Source organism: Pseudomonas sp. Sample_21 (assembly GCF_004307525.1).
Classification (GTDB): domain Bacteria; phylum Pseudomonadota; class Gammaproteobacteria; order Pseudomonadales; family Pseudomonadaceae; genus Aquipseudomonas; species Aquipseudomonas atacamensis.
Genome location: NZ_RCNZ01000127.1, coordinates 37228 through 58177, shown reverse-complemented (window position 1 = coordinate 58177; position 20950 = coordinate 37228). Strand labels below are relative to the sequence as shown.

The following is a 20950-nucleotide window of genomic DNA, read 5'->3' as shown; positions in this document are numbered from 1 at the left end:
TACACCTCGGTCAGTCCCTCACTGTTAACGCCTGACCAAAACCACACCCCATAACCGAGGTAATCCCGACATAAGCCGGGCCACTCTGGCACAAACCGGGACACCACCTGCAATTCCCTTGCACCCACTGCAATGAAAAACGCCCCGTCAGTCCTCGACCGACGGGGCGAACATATCGACTTGGCGGCGCGCCACCTCATCCTTTCTTACCGCCTTCACGATCTTGTAGATCCACTGCAGCGACACCGCATACTTCCTCGCCAGATCACTATGATTCGTCCCCGTGAACTCCTCGAAGATCTGTCGATCGCGCCGGCTCAACTTACCCGCCAGCCCCATCGGGAAATACACATTCTGCCCACCCCAGTGCGCCGCCATCCGATCGGCCACTTCCTGAGCCACATGCCGCGCCGCGTCCCCCTCCATCGACACCAACTCAACCAACGACGCCGCCACATGCTCAGTCAGATCGACCAACAACTCCGGCCCCTTACTGCGCAAATCACCCATACCGCACCGCCGCATCCTCAAGGCCGCGCATCACTGCTGCTCCCGGATCGAAGAGAGCCAGACCACATCAACCCCGCGCACAGTCACCGAATTACGAGTGAACCGCCCCGCAGACGAGTAGCGAACGCCCCTGAACCGATCACCAAACCGCTCCACAAACAAATCCGCGCTGACCGCCTCGATTTCCACCTGATTATCCAACAGCAACTGCTCCCTGACCTCGACCCCAGCGCCGCGCAACTCCCGCACCAGCTCATTGAAAGCCGAAAGCATGACCGGAAACCCCTCAGCCAAAATACTCAGCGGCTCATGCTTCAAACCGCCTGACAGATTCAAAGTCCCCACATCACACCCCCTTGACCACATCAGCGGACACCTTCGGCACACCCAACTGCACCGCCAGATTCATCGCCGCAATCAACAGATTGCCAATGGCCAAGGGATACAGCAGCGAAACAGACCCATCGCGCCCACCTTGCCGAGTCGGCTGAGACAGCCGCGCCACGATCGCATCTACAGCGCCGTCATCCATCACATCGGCCAGCGCCTTGCCGACCCGTTCAAACCGAAACGTCAGAAACTCCTTCAACCGCGACCGATCCACCGGTGCCAGCGTCACCCGCTCACAGCGCTGCACCACCTCACGCACATCCGCATTGCGCTCGCTCAACTTCACCCCCAACTCCGGCTGGCCGATCATGATGATGCTCACCAACTTCGTGAACCCCACCTCCAGCTCCAGAATCCGCTTCAAGTGCTTGAGCGTCGGCACCGGCAAACTGTGCGCCTCCTCAATCACCAGACAATGGCGATACCCGGCCGCATGCGACTCCTTCAGCGCCCGATGTAACTGGGCGAACCGCGCCTCGGGACTGCTCTTCGGTTTCGCCAGCGGTGCCACCGCCGCCATCATCGACTCGGCGATATGCGTACTCTTCAGTGACTTGCCCTTCGTATCGTTATCCTCGGACGCCAACACATACGGCTCAATGACCAACACCGCATCATTGTTCTGCGCAAGGCGATTCACCAGATCGCGGCGAAGCGTACTTTTGCCGGCACCCGATTCCCCCTCAATCGCCAAAAAGCCACCGTGGCGCGCCGTCTGATACATCGCCTCCCGCACATACCGAATATCCGGGCTTACCCACATATCCTCGGCGCTCTGCAACTCATCGAACGGGTCACGAAACAAACCGAACGCCTTGCGCGTCGCGGGTTGGAGCGTTTGCTTGGGCAACAACATCGAATCGTCCTCCTTGGACACAACATTCACACAGGGCTTGGCAACAGGCTTCAGAACAGGCGCATCCGCCTCATCAAACGCGCCAGCAATCGCGGCATCGTTAACACCAGAGGCTGATAAAAAAGCGCGAATCCGGCCACGCAACACCTCACCCTCCAAACGGCGAGGCCATAAATTGTGATTCACCAACTGCGCCACCGCCGCACTGCTCACACCCAACGATTGCGCCAACGCGGCCTGAGGCTGCCCCATATCCTGCAAAATCCCTTTCAACTTCAACATCACACACCCCCAACCGAACTGAGCGGCCTGCACCTGACCTCGACAGGCCGTCTCAACTCAGCCTCAACTGCCTCAAGCTCATCCTCCGGCACACCCTCAGGAAAGCGCTCCAACAACCAGCCGTAAGACTGCGGCGACCACAACTGGCCCAACTTAGGCCGAAGCCGTTTCGCCGCCTCGACCACACTCAACGGCACCACCTCAACCGTCGGCGCATCCACATGCAACGTCGAACCACGGCGTGGCAGATAAGCCGGCAGCACCGTGTCACTCACATACTTGTGCGGATCGATCCGCCCACCGAACGGCACGGCCTTCGCCTTGCGCGCCGCCTGCGCATCCGCCTCGCAACTCGTCTCCGTGGCCAGCTGCTCCAACACCTTGCGCGAAACCTGCGCAGGCGTATCCGCGTGGCGCTTGAACTGCTGGCCGATCACCGCCGACGAATCAGCGAAGCCAAACGCATCCACGCCAATTCGTTCGATCACATGGAAATGCTCACGCCCGTCATCGCCCACCAACACCGCAATCGCCGAATCCTTATCCCGCCAGCAATTGCGCGTAATCAGCAGCGTCTCCCCAACCATCACATCCGGCACCGAACTCACATCAAACGACGCTCCACGGAACGACACCCGCAGCAAATTACTCACCTTGCGGCGCTCCGGCGTGCACACCGCCAACTCACGGCACACCTCAACACTTGGCGCCAAGCGCAACTGCTCTGGCGTAATCAGCTGCCAAACGCCATAGCGACTGCGCCGCGTGCGGGTATGGATCGACGTCGAATTAAAGAACTGCATCCACCGCGAAGCCCAGGTATTGATCTGCTCCAGCGTTTTGGCCGGTTGAAACTTCAATGCACTCTCAAACTCGCGCTCCACCAAATTATGAGCCTGCTCAACCTGGCCCTTGGCCCGGGCATTGCCGACCCGATTGATCACCAAATCAATCGACAGCACCCGGCACAGATTGCGGAAAATGCCACTCGTCATCGCAGCGCCAGGGTCCGTCATCACGATCCACGGCACGCCGTGGAAAGGGTCCGTCGCGCCGCGCTTCTGCATGGCATTGATCAACACACTGCACAAATTCTCCGCCGACTCGGCGCCCAACACATACTCCACATACAGCGTCCCGCTCGTATGATCGGTCACCACATAACGCCACAAGCGCTGGCGCTCGATCCGCTTCAAATTCGCCGGCTTGCCATCGTAAAACTCAGCCTTGTGCATCACCTGCGCGCCGTCATCGGCCAAATAGAACTGCGTCGAAATCGACGCATCCACCTGCCAAACATGATTGGGATGCAAACTCGCCAACGACACCGCCGGCGCGTCCTGCAACAACTGCGAGGGATGCAACTTATAAGCATGCAACGCCCGGCAAATCGAACTGCGGCTCATAGGGTGGAACACACCCGTCACCTCATCCACGCGACCGGCCTTGATCAAACCATTACTGCGCAAGCGCTCAACCGCCCGCATAATCGTCGACAACTGCTTGTTATTGGCCCGGATCGACTCCAACAACAGCGCCGAAATCAGCCGGGCCTCTTCAATAGGCATACCGCTACTGCCCGCATCCTCTCGGCGCTTGCGCGGCTTCGTCACACGCACCGACCGCAACTGGCGTTGCAGTGTCGAAAGCGACACCCCCAACGCAGCCATACCGGCCTTATAAATAGCCGCACGCTCGCCGTACACCGCCGCATCCAACCGACGGGCAATGTCCAACAACTGCTGCACCTTTACAGGATTCATCATTCAAGCCTCCGCAGCCGTCAGCCAAGCCGCGTTGCCGTTAGCCGCACTCAGCAAATTGAACTCACTGCGAACCGTTCCCAGCGTGACCTCCAACTGTCCAATCAGGCCCGCTTGAAAAGCCCGATGATCCTCACAGTCAGCCGCCAGCGCCGCTAACTTCGCAAACCCCTCACGCAGCGGGCCCAACACAAACGCCTCCACCTCAAAACCGATCGCCGTCACCTCAGCCCGCAACGCCTTCGCCACCTCATCGGCCGGCATCGCCTGCACCTGCTGGCGCGAGCGCTCCAGCGCCTGGCGTGCGTCATCCAGCTCCGAAGACTTCTTCGCCATCAACTCGCTTTGCGCTGAATAATCCGCCGTCGTCTCTTCAAGGCGTCGTCCCAGGGCCGCTTTCTCTTGCGCATGCCGGGCAATAATGTCTTCAGCCAACTCAACAAACGCCTCCTTGTCGCCAGCCTTGGCCACCTCAACCAGCGCCGCCTGCTGGTCCTGCGGCAACTGGCGGTACTGGCGCAACTCGCGATAACCAATCCCCATGCGCGACATCGACTCAAGCGCCTCCTCACCGAAGGCCCGCACATTCGCAATATCGCGGTCCACCTGATCCACCGAGCGGCCCAACAACCCGCAAAAGTCCTCCCACGTGCCGCTCAACACCTGCGCACCGTGCGGACTTTTAGTGCCCGCCAACGCCCGGTACAGCTTGTTTTCCTTCACAAACGCCAACTTCGAAATCCGCACCGTGCGGGAAAACGCCTCCAGCGCACCCGCCATCTGCGACTGGCCCAACAACTGATTCACCACATCACGCTCAGCGCCGTGCACTGCCTGCAACGACGCCATCGCATTCTGATCCGCCGTCAGCCGCTCACCATCCAGCGCCGGCAACTCCAGCGCCTGCGCGCAACTACCCTTGCTCCGTGCCATACAACCTCCTTAAATCCTCGATCCAGCAGCAATACGCTGATTGATTTCCTGCATCCGTCCCGTCAACCGCGCCATGTGCTCGGCATGCGCCTGCGCGATCTGCAACACACCCACCGAATGAGCAAAGCGGCCGTTATCCAGCTTCAGTGCCAACCCTTCCTCAATCAGCGTCTGCATCGCCCGGGTAATATTGCTCGGACTGTCGTGGGTTAAAGCCGCCAACTCCGAGTTACTCAGCCCGGTCACCGTGTGGCCCTTCAGCGCCTTCAACACGCGCAACACCCGAACCGACGCCGACATCGGCCGGCTCACGATCGCACCCACGAACCCGCGCCGATCTGCCCCGACACAAATCGCACAACAAAACCGGGTAGATGGGCGCCGCTTAAAACCAGACCCAGCAGCCTCCGCCCATTGGGCGAGCGAGCGGGCGGGCGCAAAAAAGTGGCAAATAGTGTGATTTTTGTAGGAAAGTTCTTTTTTTCGTCTGCACGCAGTCTCAACAAATGTTTAAAAGCGGTAGATTCCACACAACCGAAATGCGCAGTCATCCAGCACCTCACGCCACGAAACGCGAGGACTCAAGAGCCGCCGCCGGGTCGACACAAATCTCACCGGCCTTAAGGCCCAACTTGATAGCAATCTCATGCGCCTGACCGCGCACACACTTCTTGCGCCCACCCAACACCTCGAACACCAGGTTGGGCGAAAAGCGATTCGCGATCGCCCACTGAGTAATCGAAATACCCTTAGCCTTAAGCTCAGCTCTGGCCTCATCAGCAGTACGTAGCGTCATAAAATCCCTCCGGGGTAACGGCACCCGCCTTGGTGCCGACTAAGTAGCCGTTCGTCGTTGGACGGTGTGGTTTAATGATGGAACCGAACGGTTTCCAAGTAAAAGGATTTAGGTAACCGAATGGTTTCCTTTTGTGAGCGGCTACGCGCCGAGCGGACACGACTAGGCCTCAACCAGACCGACTTCGCAGCCCTGGCCGGCGTCACCAAAAAAACCCAAGTGCTCTACGAAGCAGGCGGACGCGTGCCCGACACCAACTACATGGCCGCCATCGGCCAAGCCGGCGCCGACCTGTACTTCATCATCACCGGGCAAAAAATCCTCGTGCCCAACCCGGCGGCAACGGCCTGGGCGCCCATCGACGGGGAAAAACTGGGGCGCATCATCGAAATGCTCGAAGCCGCCGCCAAACAGGCCGGCCGGCGCTGGCCCGCCAAAAAGCTGGCCGAAGTGGCCGCCGAGATCTACAACGCCCTCGGCCAAGAACAACAATTCGACCAACCGCGCGTCGAGCGCATCCTCAAGTTGGTCATCAATCGCTGAAATAGAAAAAGGAAAGCTATGCCAAGCGAGGACGAAGACCTGGTCAGCAAACTGTCAGCCAGGCTTTCAGAACAAATACAACACCTCCCCACGGACGGAAAAGATCATCAACTCACCATCAAAATCAAAGGCAACCGAGGCCACATCCACCCCGGCCACCCCAGCCTCGACAGCCACCCCCCCAAACACCCACCGCCACCCAGCGAATGCGCCCAGCCAACCCACTGCATCAACTGCGATCAACTCGCCGCCCAACAAACAGCGCTCATCCGCCAATACCACCACAACCGACGCCTGCTAAAAACCGGCATCGCCTGCATCAGCATCGCCGCCATTACCTTCTCGATGAAAGATCACCTGCCCGAAGCCCTTAAAACTTATGCGCTGATCGCCACCGGTGCGTTCGGTTGTCTCGCGCTCATGCTCGTCGCAGCGGAATGAGCATCAAAAACTCGTTTCGGCCTCAGGAAATAGATACATATTTCCTGGCAATCACCTACAGTCAAACTCGCCTCAACACTAAACCAAGAAAGGAGTCATCCAGTGAGCAAGGAAAAGAGTGGCATTCATGACAAACCTAAAGATCAGGGTCGTGGCAACACCAACAAGTCAGATGAAAGCGGGTCGAGTCGAAGCTCCGATGACAAAAGAAGAAGGGGAAATTCTGACGTGGTAGACACACTCACTCCGCCAAAGCGCCCGGGTAGGGGAAAGTGACGATGGAGACGACAACGGAAGCCTTAGCCGACCGTTGGTATGCAGCGCTTTTTAGCGTGCGTCGCTCCATCCGATATCACCAGCGACGCCGTTCATTTTTTGACCGGTTAGATAAAATTTCTAACATGCTGTCATTGATTTTTGGCTCCGTTGCGGTTTATGGCACGCTCCAAGAGAATTCAAAGGAGATTGCGCTCATTGCCTCTGGCCTTGTAACCGTTTTTGCTTCCATAAATTTGGTGCTTAGCAGCGCTTCCCGCGCGAGGGACCACACAGACTTTATGCGCAAATATGTGGAGTTAGAAAAGCTAATGCTCGGTGCGGAATCGGAAGAGCGTTTGCTTGACGTCGCAGGCAGACGGTTGTCCATCGAAGCAGAAGAGCCTCCCGTCCTCCACGTCTTGAATGCCATCTGCCACAACGAAACCATGCGAGCGATGGGGTTTACTAAGGAGGAATTACCTAAAATCGGCCCAATTCAAACTCTCGTAGCTCAGTTCTTTGATTTCTGCGAAAGCGACATACAAAACCCGAAAGCCAACAATACGTCGCCAACCGCTCCCTAACCCCATTTAAAAGCCCTCCAAACCCACGCCGCCCACCATAGCGGCGTGTGTATTTCTGGCCCCCGCAAACCCCGGGGCGCCGCGACCGGAGGCAACCCTATGCACCCCCAAACCCCGCGCAACACCCCCGACACCCGCCGGGGCACCTCATGACCCTCGATGACCTCAACACCCTCGGCCAAATCGTCCAATGGCTGGTCCTCACCGTCCTTAGCCTCTACACCTGGATCGCCAAACGCCAAGCCGCCAGCGCCCAACAACTACATGACCTGCGCACCCGCATCGTCGCCCTCGAAGAACACGTACGCCACCTTCCAGACCAAAGCGCCATCGCCGACCTGCTTGGTGACATGAAAGCCATCCGCGCCGAACTCACCGGCGTCAAAGACGCCCTCAGCCCATTGGCCCGCGCCCTGGACCGCATCAACGACTACCTGCTGCGAGAAAAGCCATGACTGCCTACACCGACTACCTGCGGCACGACATCCGTCTCGTCATCCTGCGCCTGCTCGCCGACATGCCCGGCTACCGCGCCAACAGCTCCGTCCTCAACACCGCCCTGGACCACTACGGCCACAGCACCAGCCGCGACCAGACCAAAACCGAACTGCAATGGCTCGCCGAACAAAACGCCGTCAGCCTCAGCGAAGTCGGCCCCGTCCTCGTCGCCACCCTCACCGAACGCGGCCAAGACATCGCCGCCGGCCGCGCCCGCGTGCCCGGCATCCAACGGCCCGGAGCCTGACCATGGCCGGCAAATCCACCATCAACCGCCTGCCGGCCGACGTCAAAGCCTACCTGCACAAACTGCTGCGCGAAGACCGCCTCACCCTCGACGCCATGCTCGCCGACATCCAGGCTCGCTACCCCAGCCAAAAGCCCCCCAGCCGCAGCGCCCTGGGACGCTTCAAAGTCGGCTTCGACCAACTCACCGACAAAGCCCGCCAACAACGCGAAATGGCCGAAGCCTTCGTCGGTGCCTTTGGCGAAGACGCCACCGACAAAACCGGCGTTCTGCTCGTCGAAGCCATCTCGACCCTGACCTATCAGGCCGCCATTGGCGCCCACGAAAAAGACGACGTCACCATCGCCGAAATCTCCGCCTTGGCCCGCGCCGCCAAAGCCACCATGGAAGCGCGCACGCTCAGCGTCAAAGAGCGCCAAACCCTAGAAACCGCCGCCCGCGAACGCCTGCTGCAAGAACAAGCCGCCGCCCTCGACCACGCCGTCAAAACCCAAGGCATGAGCGAAGACCAGGCCCAGTACTGGCGCCAAACCTTCCTCGGCGTCAAAGCATGAAACCGGCCGCCAGCACTTTGCGCGTCATCGAATGGGACGAACTGCCGCCCAGCGTTCGGCAGATCCCCGCCGACTATCATCCGCAAGCCGAAGGCCTGCTCATGGCCCACCAAAGCCAATGGCTGGCCATCGACGCGCAAATCAAACTGTGTGAGAAAGGCCGGCGCACCGGCATCACCTTCGCCGAAGCCCTCGACAGCGTCATCACCGCCGCCTCACAAAAAACCGCCGGCGGCATGGACTGCTTCTACATCGGCGACACCAAAGAAAAGGGCCTCGAATTCATCGGCTACTGCGCCAAATTCAGCCGCGTCATGGCCCAAGCCCAAGCGTCCGGCGTCAGCCACATCGAAGAATTTTTATTCGAAGATCAGGACGACAGCGGCCACACCCGGCACATCAACGCCTACCGCATCCGCTACGCCTCAGGCTTCAAAATCGTCGCGCTCTCCAGCAACCCCGCCGGCGTGCGTGGCCTGCAAGGTAAAGTCATCATCGATGAAGCCGCTTTCCACCGTAACGTCTCCGCCGTGCTCGACGCCGCCACCGCGCTGCTCATCTGGGGCGGGCGCATCGTCATCATCAGCACCCACAACGGCAAAGCCAACGCCTTCAACCAAATGGTCAGCGACATCCGCGACCAGCGCTACGGCGACAGCGCCAAGGTCTACCGCGCCACCTTCGACGACGCCGTCGCCAATGGCCTCTATGAGCGCGTCTGCTACATGGCGGGGGAGCAACCCACGGCCGAAGGCAAAGAGGCCTGGTACAAAAAAATCCGCCACGCCTACGGCCCGCGCAAAGCGCAAATGCGCGAAGAACTCGACGCCATTCCGCGCGACGGCAACGGCGTATGCATCCCCGGCGTGTGGATCGACGAAGCCATGCGCGCGGGTCGCAGCGTCCTGCGCTTGGCCCTCGACGACGCCTTCAGCCAACAACCCGTGCATCGCCGTGAGGCCTACGTCACCGACTGGATAGAACGCCACTTGGTGCCCGTCATGCGCCAGACCCATGCGCCAGAACTACGCCACTTCCTCGGCATGGACTACGCGCGGCACCGCGATTTTTCCATCATCTGCCCGATGTCCGTCGACCAGCGCCGGCACCGCGACGTGCCCTTTGTCGTCGAACTGCACAAAGTGCCCACTCGCCAACAAAAGCAGATTCTCTTTCACATCCTGCGCGGCCTGCCGCGTTTCATCGGCGCCGCACTCGATGCCACCGGCAATGGCGAAACTCTCGCCGAAGACACCGCCGACGCCTTCGGCCACAACCGCATCCACCAAGTCAAAATCAGCCGCGCCTGGTACGGCGCCTGGATGCCCAAATTCGTCCAACTCTTCGAAGACGCCAGCGTCACGCTGCCGCGTGACGACTCGTTGCACCAGGACATCCGCGCCATCGAAACCGTCGACGGCATCCCCATGATTGCCAAAGCCCGGCAACAAGATCTCAAAGACCCTGACCTCTACCGCCACGGCGACTTCGCCGGCGCCGGTGCCTTGGCCCACTTCGCCACACTTGAAGTCAGCGCCGGCCCCGTCAGCGTCAAATCCCGCCGCCCACGTCAGGGCCAACACATCACCCAAGGGTACGCATGAACAGCCCAGGCCTGTGGGTCAGCCCCACCGAATTCGTCAACTTCACCGACACCCAGCGCCGTCCGGCGCTCAACCGCCACATCGCCACCCGCGGGCGCATCGAACCCGGCGGCTTCAGCCGCCACCTGCCAAACCCTGACCCCATCCTCAAAGCCCAAGGCAAAGACATTCAGATCTACCGTGACCTGCGTAGCAGCGCCCTGGTCGGCGGCAACATCCGCCGCCGCAAAGCCGCCGTCCTTTCACTGGAACGCGGGCTGAAGCGCGCGGACGCACCAGCAAAAGTCGAGCGCTTCGTCTGCGACTGGCTTGCCGACCTCGACCTCGATCGCATCCTGCGCGAACTGCTCGACGCGCCGTTGTATGGCTACCAACCGGTCGAACTGCTGTGGCAGCCCGTGGGCCAATACCTGGTGCCGCAAGACCTGCTCGGCAAACCGGCCGAATGGTTTTTCTACGATCCAGATAACGCACTGCGCTTTCGTGCCAAAGACGCAGGCAACGATGGCGAAGCCTGCAACCCGCAACGCTTCATTGTTGCCCGCCAAGACGCCACCTACGCCAACCCCTATGGCTTCCCGGACCTGAGCATGTGCTTCTGGCCGGCGACCTTCATGCGCGGCGGCCTGAAATTCTGGGTTCAATTCACCGAAAAATACGGCAGCCCCTGGGTCATCGGCAAACACCCGCGCGGCGCCAACGATGAAGAAACCGACCTGCTACTCGACAGCCTCGAAGCCATGGTCCAAGACGCCGTCGCTGCGATCCCGGATGATGCCAGCGTGCAAATCATCGAAGCCGCCGGCAAAGCCGGCAGCGCCGACGTCTACCGCCAACTGCTCGAATACTGTCGCAGCGAAATCAACGTCGCCATGCTCGGCCAGAACCAGACCACCGAAAAAGACAGCAACCGCGCCAGCGCCACTGCTGGCGCCGAAGTCACCCACGACATCCGCGACGGCGACGCCGGCATCGTCGCCGCCGCGCTCAACGCCTGTATTCGTCACGTCGTCGACCTCAACTTCGGCCCCCAAGTCGCCGCGCCGAACTATCAGCTGTGGCAACAAGAAGACATCGACAAAAGCCTCGCCCAGCGCGACAAAGCCCTCACCGAATCCGGCGTCCAATTCACCAACGCCTACTGGCAACGCACCTACAACCTGCAAGAAGGCGACCTGCAAAACACGCCGACCGGCACCGGCTCGCCCGCATTCAGCGAGTACCAAAGTCATTCCGCACTCGACCAGCACGCCCTCGACCAAGCCATCAATGGTCTGCCAGCCAACGTCCTCCACCAACACAGCCAACACGCCATCGCGCCGTTAATCGCTGCGCTTGAGCACAGCCCGACCGACGCCGACGCGCTCGGACAGCTAGCCGAGGCCAACCCCCACATGGACACCCAAGCGTTGGAACAACACTTGGCCCGGCTCATCTTCATCGCCAACACCTGGGGCCACCTCAGCGCCACCGCCGACCGGGAAGACTGACATGGCCAAACACACCCTCAACCCCAGCCACCTGCAAGCCATCTTCGGCCTCGAACCCGCCAACGCCATCGCCTACCTGCACGGCAAGGGCTACACCATCACCTGGCATTGGCAAGACCTGCTCGACCAGGCCCACCGCCAAGCCTTCACCGTCGCCAAAGCCATGCGCCTGGACCTGCTCTCCGACATCCGCGCCGCCCTGGAAACAGCCCTGCAACAAGGCCAGACCCTCAAACAATTTACCGCCAACCTCACACCCATCCTGCAAGCCCAAGGCTGGTGGGGCAAACAAATCATCGTCGCAGCAGACGGCACTGCCCAACCCGTCCAACTCGGCAGCCCGCGCCGCCTCAAAACCATCTACCAAACCAACCTGCAAAGCGCCTACATGGCTGGCCGCAAAACCAGCATGCAAGCTGCCACTGCCACCCACCCGTACTGGATGCTCGTCTCCATCCTCGACAGCAAAACCCGCCCCAGCCACCGCGCCATGCACGGGCAGGTCTTCCGCCACGACGACCCCATCTGGCAAACCATCTACCCACCCAACGGCTTCAACTGCCGCTGCCGTGTCATCGCCCTGACCGCAGCCGCCGTCCAACGCCGAGGCCTCACCATCCAGACCAGCCACGGCAAAACCTTCACCCAAACCTTGAAAACTGGCATCGATAAACACACCGGCGAAACCCGAACCGCCACCGTCACCGGCATCCGCCTGACCAACGCCCAAGGCCATGAATTCACATTTCACCCAGACCCAGGCTTCAACCACGCACCCGGCACAGGCCACATCAAGCCCTAAAGCAAGCCACCGCCCCACACATGACCAACTGACCCGCCCCAAAGCCTCTGTGGGAGCGAGCCTGTTCGCGAAAGCGGACCATTGCCCAAAACACAGGCCCCCCATGCTCACCATCGAACTAAATCACCAACGCTTACAACAAACCCTCGACCAAATCGAAGACGACATCGGCGACCTCACCCCGCTGATGCAAGCCATTGCCGCCGAACTCGCCAGCCAAACCGAAGAAAATTTCGAACATGAAGGCCGCCCCGAATGGCCCGAACTCTCCGACGTCACCATCGAGCGGCGGGCAAAACAGGGGCATTGGCCGGGACAGATGCTGCAGGTCAGCGCGGGAGGGTTGGCGGCGTCGATCGTCACGCATGCGACCGACAGTTCGGCCGTCGTGGGCAGTAACAAACCGTATGCGGCGATGATGCAATTCGGAGGCGAGCAGGCGAGTTTTCCAAACCTATGGGGGGACGTCCCAGCTAGGCCCTATTTACCTATGGATGCCTCAGGCTTGCTTCAAGCCGAAACCGATCGTTCCATCCTCGAACATGCGCTGAACCATCTTCAGGCTGCAACGCGCCAGTAACTTATTAAACAGCACCTACGCTTTCTCGGCGGCATTCAAAGTGGGCGCCTCATTAAAGTTTAGAACCCTCGCATGCTCTTTACACACAAAAAGCTCGGCAGCTATCCAACCAGCGAACACTCTGTCGTCAAGGAGCCTTGACGAGCCCTGTTCCGACATCGAGTAAGTCGAAACCAGGCACGAAAACATTATTGGCCGCATTCCCCACCAACCGGCCGATGAGAGCGGAATAATTATACCCACCCTTGCTTCTCAACTCCTCGATCCAAAGTGCCGCCACTCCGGCTACGTGGGGAGTCGCCATGCTAGTACCGCTGAGTTTTTTGACACCACCGCCAACTTTTGCAGAAAGAATACCCACACCCGGTGCGGCAACGTTGGAGCCCACATTTGAGAATGAGGCGATGTCGAAGTGTGGTCCATCGCTGGTCTGCGTGAGTGCAGCGACAGAAACAATCCCTTCAGCAACTGCCGGTGGGCTGACGCCGACCTCAAATTCCGGATTAACATCTTTTCTGCTTTCATTTCCGGCTGCGGCCACGATAAGGATTTTCCTGCTTCGCATCAAAGAAGCAAGTCGATCAAACAGAATCACATTTGCGCGATAACCCTCTAGTGCACGAGAGACTGCCAACTCGATTGGAAGCACTTTTTCCAACTGCTTAACTTTTCCAGGATAATCAATCCCTAATGACATGGAGATAATATCTGCCCCTTGCTCGGCAGCCCATTGGATTGCATTTACGACCTGCTCGCTATCACCACCTCGAACGCCTATGACTTTCGCAATCAACACTCTATCGATCCCCGTCGCCACGCCTATACGGCCATACTCACCGTCCCGTCCACAAATAGTGCCCGCGCAATGCGTGCCATGGCCATTTGCATCGGTAACGTCATCCTCAGCACCGTCTTCGGTAAAATTTCTAACGACGAATTCAATCCCATGGAACGCCGGGTGATCCAAGTCAATACCAGTGTCGAGTATCGCAATGGTTACGCCTTTTCCAGAGTAAGCTGAACCAATTGCACCAACAGCTGTAACTCCCCAAGCCACAGAATTTCTTGTCAATACCTCATCCAGAGCCGGGATGTCGAGTGGACCGATAAGTTGCATTGGCATGACTGGCGCGATAGCAAGAGTCTTAGGATCGTTTTTTATATTTTCTACATCACGAATAGTCAGATGGTCTGCATCAAAACCCCAATCAACTTTTTCTAATACATCAAAGGTTTGAGAGGTTCCGAAGTCAAACACCTTACGATTATCGATAGAATTTTTTTGCTTTTCGTCCAGCACTATATCGGTTTGAATGACGACCTGCTTTTCAGAAAAGCCGAGGCCGTACTGGGAGTCTCTGATCATGGATAATTGCTCCTTAAAGCATGAACGACCGCTCGAGAGCTGCAAGACGGGCCGCAAAATGCGGCCGTCCTATTCAGCAGCCTTTGTGTTTAAACCAAGCTTTTGCAGCCATCAGAACACCTTGGCCAGCTAGCTTTCCGAATACACTTGGAATGAGGCCGGTCAGCGTCTGGAGAAATCCAAGGATAAGCTCCTTATTATTGCAAAGTGACTCTGCGCTAATGTCCGCAGGCAGCATGTCGCCTTGACTATCTATTGCAGCCTTCATTTCTTTGTCAATCTGGTTAATTGCTTCTTGTGAAAGTTCCATGAGTGCTCCTTTTTTATTTGAATTACCGAATCGTAACAGTCAGATGTTGCGGGCATTAGTATGGATCCAACTCAGCAGCACGCTTCCGAAATCGCTATATTTTTTCGTTATAATGGATAGTTCGCATTCGTCCGTGGTGTCGACAGACATTAAATGCTTGATTAATAAAGAAGGAGTGAAGCGTTGAAGATACACCAGCAATGGAAAGTGTCTCTTTTACTTAACAGTTAAGCCGAGCTGACGATTGGTAGAGAATTTTGATATAGGTTTGGATACGTTGCGAAGCTAGCTATGCTTCGGTTTCTCGATAGTTAAAGTGCATCCATCGCGCCAGCACAGAAAGTTTGTTTGCTAAGTGCAGAAGCTATTTTTAATTGTTTTTATGTCGGCAGAGATATGTTGCCAATGCAGCTTCACTACTTATCTCGCCACTTTATCTTAAATCCTTATTAAGAACGCCACTACTCCAACTAAATTTTACGCCATGAACCCACACCTAGACGAAAAGAGCTAATATCGTCTGAGGATGTGTCAGATTTCTCTGCAGCTCACAAATAACTGGCGCCGTAATTTTGGTGCTCTCTACACACAACAGCAAGAATTTCTCACTATGAGTTCTAATCTCTATCTCCCGCGCAGACTTACCAACCAAGACCGAACCTACAGTGAAGAAGCGTTATTGGCTGCTTCGAATTACGTCGTTGTCTTGGCTGAGCCCGGTGGTGGAAAAACTGAGCTCATGGGGAGCTTGGCTCAGAAATTGGGCACCTCTGTCGTTACCGCAAATAAATTCAAACGAGTAGGCACCGATGTAGAAGGCTCTGCGCTTGTAATCGATGCTTTTGACGAGCTGGCAAAAATCGATCAAACAGGCATCCACGATCTCTTGGCCAATGCCAGTAAAGCTAGGCCGACGTGCGTGATAATTTCGAGCAGATCCAGCGAATGGGGCACCGCGGCCACCAGTGCATTCGAGGAGTATCTTGGGTTCTCACCGCTCGTGGTAAGGCTGGTTGAGTTTGAGGAAGCGGAACAGGAACAAGTGTTTCATCACCATGCTCCAGGTCAAGACTTCGCAGCGTTCCAAGCGGAAGTGGAAAGATTTGACTTGGCCGCGCTCCTGCCCAATCCCCAGTTCTTGAAAATGTTTGCAGACGCGTACATAGAGAGCGGTAGTCGATTCACCGACAAGAGAAATATATTCTCCCAAGCAGTCGAACGTTTGGCGAAGGAGGCCAATGCCACGGTATCAAGGGCCAGCCAGCCCCTTTCGATCACACAAAAAATTGATTTGTCGTCTGAGGTGTTCGCCAAGCTTCTGCTGTCAGGGGCAGAAGGTATCGGAACGAGCGAAGCAACGGCGGACCGAATCTACCCACTGCTTACGTCCTTGTTTGAGAGCCCAACCGCAGCTGAAGGCATCCTGGCAACACGGCTTTTCAAACCTGGGGACACCGCAGATCAGCATCGCCCGGTTCACAAGATTGTCGCTGAATACTGTGCCGCGGATTACTTGGCCAAGCGCATAGCTGATCCGTCTGACCATCTGACGATTCACAAATGCTTACCCATCATTGCACCTAACTCCACAGTCCGGGACGAACTCAGGGGTCTGCTGGGATGGTTAGCCGCGCTAGGCAACAGGTCTATTCAGGAGACAGCGATTGAACTTGATCCCTACGCAGTGCTCGCGAACGGTGACCCGTCTCAACTTCATCACTCCTCGAAGCGCCTGCTCATACAGTGCTTAAAAGAAGTTGAAACGAGAGATCCTTATTTTCGACGGGGTGACTCGTGGCGTCGGTTCAGTGCAGCTGGCTTTTTTACCGAAGATGTCCTGAAAGAAATTAAGCCTCTTCTTGCTCCAGGTCTCGACGGGCATTTGCGCGATCTGGTCCTCGAATTACTGGTGGGGTCACCGGCAACAGAACATCTGACAGATGAACTGCGTCAGCTCGTCTTGACGTCTGACCAAAGCGAACATACCCGCCTACTCGCCAGTAGCTGTTTGCTTGAACTGAATAATTATGATCATCATCCAGATATTGATATCCTAACAACGGAGGCTACTAGCGCGTCCTTAAAAGTCGCAACGAATATTATAACGACGCTGGGCCCGGATATTTTTGGGGCTACTTACTTGTCGAATTTCTTTAAAGCGTGTAAGAAGCTTTACCCCGTGCCGATAGATCAACTGGCGCGAACAGTTGGTACGAGCTATTTCATCAGAAAGCTAATTGAAATATTAGATCCAAGCTTAATTGAGCTGTTACTTGATGAACTATCTCTCTCAGCAATTTGCACTTGCGGTAAAGAGCGTTACGAATGCAGCTGTCGAGACGCCATAAGCAAAATAATTGGCTTAATGCTTGATAGTTATTTCGAATTAGCTTCTGCGCCTTTCGATCCTCCGCGCGTTTGGCAGTGGCTTAAGAATCTAAATTTTCCTCATCATCAAGTGGCCAGCCATAGTGCTGCAGTGAGGACACTCCAAAGTGATGATGCCCTACGACAAGGAATCATAGCTCATGTTTTTGGAGACTTGATCGACAGAGACGTGATATTCGAGACAAGAATAGAAAATTTTGAGATGTACTCTCATTCAGGCTTGCAACTCCAATATCGTGATCTCGAATTCATTATTGATCTGGCATTTTCCAGCGACAATACATCACTTTGGGCATCCTTTATGGCTGCACATCAACGTTATCGCTATAAAACGGAGCGAGGGTCGGATCCCCTAAGGCGACACATGCGTGAACAAGCGTTGGAGAAGCCCCTGTTTATGAAGGAATGGGTAAGATCCAACAGAGCATATAAGCAAATTTCTGATAAAGCTCGATTTCCGCGACTGAATCGCAAAGTCAAACGTAGACAGCGGCAACGAGATGAACGGCGTGCCGCGCGCATCCAATATTACCAAGACAATCAAGCGCTCATTCAAAGCGGTTGCGATTGGCAGAGCCTGTTTCACTTCGCCCAACTAACTCTAACGCGACCAGAGCAAATTGAGGAAAGCGTAGGTGACGAGAAGCTCGTCCGAACCGCCCTCAGAAATTGCCTTGGATTCATTGATTCATTGATTCCTGAATTAGCAAAATTTGCAGAGTTACAATGTTCGGGGAAAATTCTACACGCTGAAATGGTTTTGTTAGCGGCATGCCTAGAGATCATGCGCAGTGAAGGGAGCCTAGAGAGCGTAGATATCCGCTTGTTAACCGCACTACGAACCAGTATTGATCGCCACTACAGCTCGGTTATCGAGGAGGATCGGAATGCGCTAAAGGCTGAAATCGACAGGCTAATTTTTGTTGCGGGAACGAGTGCTGAGAGCTACTTACGCGAGTACTTGGAGCCGCAACTGGCTCAGAAAGCCTGCAAGCACCCAGATGTGTGGCTTTTGCGCCGCGACGAAATTTTCAGTCATTTAAGAGCAGATCTTTCGATAGAATGGCTCGGGCGATTTGCTGACTTAGCTATCGATCCGATGGACACGCTTTTTGAAGTTGCCGCTGAGTTTGGTGATCGTCGCGCTCTTATCGAAATAATTTCAAAAAAATGTGCGGGTTTTATGCTCGACTGGCCGACGCTCACGACCGATGAAGACCTTGAGCAAAAGCGCATATTCTGGTTGGTTCGTGCATTTTATTTTATTGAAGAAACCCCAAATCAATATTGGAATTGGTTGAAGTCTGATAAAGACAATGTGTTCACACTTAATGCTCATTCCGGTCGCTTTAATCGAAGCGATCACTCAGCCTGGCCTGTACTCACCGCAACCAAAATTGAAACCATCCTTGATGGCTTTATTGATAAGTGGCCTAAGGTCCATCTGCCGAGTAGTTGGGGCTCAGAAAGCCCGAAAGACGAAGTGGCATATCGTTTCTTAACTGATATGATTGGGATGCTATATGCATGTGATATCGACGAATCAATTATAGTCTTAAAACGGCTTTTGGCAGATACGCGTTTTGTTGACATGTGCGGCGACCTAAAAAGCTTGCTAGCTGGAAAAATCAGGCAAAAAGCTCTCAGAGATTTCGAGCCACCCACACCAAGCGAGATTGTAAATCGACTTGATCGCGATGCAGTCGTGAACGTGGAGGGTTTGCGCCAACTCGTCCTCCAAGAACTTCAGGACTTTCAGAAAGCCATAGACGGTGGGGAGTTCAACCCCGCAGACCGGTTTTATAACGGCGACGTGCGCTTGGGCGAAGTCAAAGCCACCGAAGTCATTGCCGAACGTCTGGATTTAACGCTCAAGGCACAAGGCATCACGATTACGTCGGAGCACCAGATGAAAAGTGAAAACCGCAGCGATTTTACTGCCGCCAAATTCATTGGCGGTAAAAGAAGATTGCTGGTGGTCGAGGTAAAGGGGCAGTGGCATAAAGAGCTATACACGGCCGCAGGTGCACAACTCTATGATCGTTACTCAATTCACCCAGACGCAGAGCAACAGGGCATTTACCTCGCGATCTGGTTCGGCCCTCATGAAAAGGTCGCCGGTCTTAAAAATACAACTATAAATACTGCGCAAGAACTAAATGCGAGCATCCAACAGACGCTGCCACCAGAACTGGTTGGACTGATCGATGTTTTCGTTTTGGATGTTTCGAAGACCTAATCCGGCACCGCGAAAAAGAGAGCGAAGGCTAATCACAACAGGCCGTGAAGGCTCATAACACCGTGTTCCCCGCAACCGCTCAAGGTTGCGCGGGGCATCAGCGGTAAATGCTTTATAAACAAGCAGGCCGCCATACGCGTACGTAGTTTCCGCCACATCTTCAGCAATCCACGCAGTCCACCCTATAAATCCGATTAAAAGCCCAAACCCATCATCAAGCCCAAGCTCTGCATATCTCCCCAACGCAGCGCTAAACCATGAACCCCCTCCACATCTTCAAACCCGGCCTCCATACCGCCTCCTGCGGCACCACCCTAAACTTCACCGCCTCCGACCTATCCGCCACCGTTGCCGCCTACAATCCAACCCTCCACGAAGCGCCCTTAGTCATCGGCCACCCGAAACACGACGCCCCCGCAGCCGGCTGGGTCCAATCCCTCAGCGCAACCGCCGAAGGCCTGATCGCCACCCCGCAACAAATCGATCCGACCTTCGCCGAGCAACTGGCCGCCGGCAGCTACAAAAAGATCTCCGCGTCCTTCTACCACCCAACCGCGCCTAACAACCCCGTGCCCGGCGTCTACTACCTGCGCCACGTGGGCTTCCTCGGTGCCCAGCCGCCGGCGGTCAAAGGCCTGCGCCCGATCGAGCTCGCCGAAGCAGAGCCTGGCGTCATCCACTTCAGCGAAGGCGCGCCAGCCGCCCCAGCACCGGCACCTCAACCTATTCCGCAAGCGCCGCCGATCACCGCACCCGACACAGACACCCTCCAGGCCGAGAACCTGCGCCTAAAAAACGAACTCGCCCAACGCGACCAGTCCGCACGTGTTGCTGTGCAGCAGGCCGTCCACACCGCCAGCGTCGCCTACGCCGAGCAACTCGTTGCCGCCGGCATGAAGCCGCTGCACGCGCCTGTGGTCATCGCCACCCTCGATGCCGCGCAGCTCAGTGCAACGCCGTTGCACTTTGGTGAGGGTGAGCAGCGTCAGCCGTTGAGCGATGGCCTCAAAAGCCTGTTCAAAGACCTCACCGGCGCCATCAGCTTCAGCGAGGTCGCCACCTTGCAGCGCGCCGGCCAGACCGCCTCGCAAAGCACCAACCCGTTGCTGGCCGATGCCGAAGCCCGCACCCAGCGGGGGCAATGACCATGGCCACTTTCAACCAGCCCAAAGACCTCGGCGACTTGCTGCTGGTGCAAGTCAGCCCCGGGTGGAGCAAAGACCGCGTCACGCTGCTGGGCGGCAGTGATTACGCCCTGGGCCAAGTGCTCGCCAAGGTTGCCTACAAGTACCAGGTCCTTGACCCCAGCGGTGCGGGGCCGGCGAAAAAAGCCGTGGCTGTCTTGGCCGAACGCGTCGACGCGAGCGCCGGCGATGCGCCTGCCGTGGTCATCGCCCGGGGTGCTGTCGTGGCGCGGGCAGAACTGGTCTGGCCGGCCGGCATCACCGAGCCACAACAAACCGCCGCCCTCGACGACCTCAACGCCCTGGGCATCGTCGCCCGCGTCACCCTTTAA

Annotated in this window: 22 protein-coding genes; 13 read left to right on the top strand and 9 right to left on the bottom strand. The window is 56.8% G+C overall.

The window, feature by feature from the left end; translation table 11 throughout:
* Window positions 1-147: 147 nt before the first annotated feature.
* From D8U71_RS24950 to D8U71_RS24920, 7 genes are all read right to left on the bottom strand, one after another.
* On the bottom strand, window positions 148-510 hold the full coding sequence (locus tag D8U71_RS24950) for a Mor transcription activator family protein (protein WP_130888938.1): 363 nt from the start codon (window positions 508-510) through the stop codon (window positions 148-150).
* A 30-nt stretch (window positions 511-540) separates the two neighbouring features.
* On the bottom strand, window positions 541-855 hold the full coding sequence (locus D8U71_RS24945; RefSeq protein WP_241664257.1) for a hypothetical protein: 315 nt from the start codon (window positions 853-855) through the stop codon (window positions 541-543).
* Window position 856: 1 nt separating this feature from the next.
* Window positions 857-2038 (bottom strand): AAA family ATPase, encoded by a 1182-nt coding sequence (locus D8U71_RS24940; RefSeq protein WP_130888936.1) that lies wholly within the window; start codon window positions 2036-2038, stop codon window positions 857-859.
* A complete protein-coding gene (locus D8U71_RS24935; protein WP_130888947.1) occupies window positions 2038-3801 on the bottom strand; it encodes a DDE-type integrase/transposase/recombinase in 1764 nt (587 codons plus the stop codon). The genes D8U71_RS24940 and D8U71_RS24935 overlap by 1 nt, the downstream gene beginning before the upstream one ends.
* 3 nt (window positions 3802-3804) lie before the next feature.
* A complete protein-coding gene (locus D8U71_RS24930; RefSeq protein ID WP_130888935.1) occupies window positions 3805-4734 on the bottom strand; it encodes a hypothetical protein in 930 nt (309 codons plus the stop codon).
* Between the two features lie 9 nt (window positions 4735-4743).
* On the bottom strand, window positions 4744-5046 hold the full coding sequence (locus D8U71_RS24925; protein ID WP_122746621.1) for a helix-turn-helix domain-containing protein: 303 nt from the start codon (window positions 5044-5046) through the stop codon (window positions 4744-4746).
* A 247-nt stretch (window positions 5047-5293) separates the two neighbouring features.
* Window positions 5294-5530, bottom strand: coding sequence for a DNA-binding protein (locus D8U71_RS24920; protein ID WP_041478373.1), 237 nt, complete (start codon window positions 5528-5530; stop codon window positions 5294-5296).
* Window positions 5531-5650: 120 nt separating this feature from the next.
* Between D8U71_RS24920 and D8U71_RS24915 the strand changes: the two genes are divergently transcribed.
* The 10 genes from D8U71_RS24915 to D8U71_RS24870 all read left to right on the top strand — a co-directional run bounded on the left by D8U71_RS24915 (window position 5651) and on the right by D8U71_RS24870 (window position 13131).
* Window positions 5651-6073, top strand: a complete 423-nt coding sequence (locus tag D8U71_RS24915) for a helix-turn-helix transcriptional regulator (protein ID WP_130888934.1) — start codon at window positions 5651-5653, stop codon at window positions 6071-6073.
* 18 nt (window positions 6074-6091) lie between these two features.
* On the top strand, window positions 6092-6514 hold the full coding sequence (locus D8U71_RS24910) for a hypothetical protein (RefSeq protein WP_130888933.1): 423 nt from the start codon (window positions 6092-6094) through the stop codon (window positions 6512-6514).
* 278 nt (window positions 6515-6792) lie between these two features.
* Window positions 6793-7356, top strand: coding sequence for a hypothetical protein (locus D8U71_RS24905; protein ID WP_130888932.1), 564 nt, complete (start codon window positions 6793-6795; stop codon window positions 7354-7356).
* Window positions 7357-7505: 149 nt separating this feature from the next.
* Entirely contained in the window at window positions 7506-7811 is a 306-nt protein-coding gene (locus D8U71_RS24900; RefSeq protein ID WP_041478369.1) for a DUF2730 family protein, read from the top strand.
* A complete protein-coding gene (locus D8U71_RS24895; RefSeq protein ID WP_041478368.1) occupies window positions 7808-8101 on the top strand; it encodes a hypothetical protein in 294 nt (97 codons plus the stop codon). The genes D8U71_RS24900 and D8U71_RS24895 overlap by 4 nt, the downstream gene beginning before the upstream one ends.
* A 2-nt stretch (window positions 8102-8103) precedes the next feature.
* Window positions 8104-8655, top strand: a complete 552-nt coding sequence (locus D8U71_RS24890; RefSeq protein WP_041478366.1) for a phage protein Gp27 family protein — start codon at window positions 8104-8106, stop codon at window positions 8653-8655.
* Window positions 8652-10259, top strand: a complete 1608-nt coding sequence (locus D8U71_RS24885) for a hypothetical protein (protein ID WP_130888931.1) — start codon at window positions 8652-8654, stop codon at window positions 10257-10259. Before D8U71_RS24890 ends, D8U71_RS24885 begins: the two co-directional genes overlap by 4 nt.
* The gene (locus D8U71_RS24880) at window positions 10256-11749 is read left to right on the top strand and encodes a DUF935 family protein (RefSeq protein ID WP_130888930.1); all 1494 of its coding nucleotides are present in this window, start codon (window positions 10256-10258) and stop codon (window positions 11747-11749) included. The genes D8U71_RS24885 and D8U71_RS24880 overlap by 4 nt, the downstream gene beginning before the upstream one ends.
* Before the next feature lies 1 nt (window position 11750).
* Window positions 11751-12551 (top strand): phage minor head protein, encoded by an 801-nt coding sequence (locus D8U71_RS24875; protein WP_130888929.1) that lies wholly within the window; start codon window positions 11751-11753, stop codon window positions 12549-12551.
* Between the two features lie 103 nt (window positions 12552-12654).
* Window positions 12655-13131, top strand: a complete 477-nt coding sequence (locus D8U71_RS24870) for a phage virion morphogenesis protein (protein ID WP_130888928.1) — start codon at window positions 12655-12657, stop codon at window positions 13129-13131.
* Between the two features lie 127 nt (window positions 13132-13258).
* On the opposite strand, the gene D8U71_RS24865 is transcribed toward D8U71_RS24870, so the two are convergent.
* Window positions 13259-14497: a S8 family serine peptidase gene (locus tag D8U71_RS24865; protein ID WP_206663214.1), complete on the bottom strand. Its 1239-nt coding sequence runs from the start codon at window positions 14495-14497 to the stop codon at window positions 13259-13261.
* A gap of 73 nt (window positions 14498-14570) precedes the next feature.
* The gene (locus D8U71_RS24860; RefSeq protein ID WP_130888927.1) at window positions 14571-14807 is read right to left on the bottom strand and encodes a hypothetical protein; all 237 of its coding nucleotides are present in this window, start codon (window positions 14805-14807) and stop codon (window positions 14571-14573) included.
* A gap of 610 nt (window positions 14808-15417) precedes the next feature.
* Here D8U71_RS24860 and D8U71_RS24855 point away from each other — a divergent pair.
* The 3 genes from D8U71_RS24855 (at window position 15418) to D8U71_RS24845 (ending at window position 20950) form a co-directional block, all read left to right on the top strand.
* Window positions 15418-19434 (top strand): hypothetical protein, encoded by a 4017-nt coding sequence (locus tag D8U71_RS24855; protein ID WP_130888926.1) that lies wholly within the window; start codon window positions 15418-15420, stop codon window positions 19432-19434.
* A 257-nt stretch (window positions 19435-19691) separates the two neighbouring features.
* Window positions 19692-20579, top strand: a complete 888-nt coding sequence (locus tag D8U71_RS24850) for a phage protease (RefSeq protein WP_122746595.1) — start codon at window positions 19692-19694, stop codon at window positions 20577-20579.
* A 2-nt stretch (window positions 20580-20581) separates the two neighbouring features.
* The gene (locus tag D8U71_RS24845) at window positions 20582-20950 is read left to right on the top strand and encodes a head decoration protein (protein ID WP_130888925.1); all 369 of its coding nucleotides are present in this window, start codon (window positions 20582-20584) and stop codon (window positions 20948-20950) included.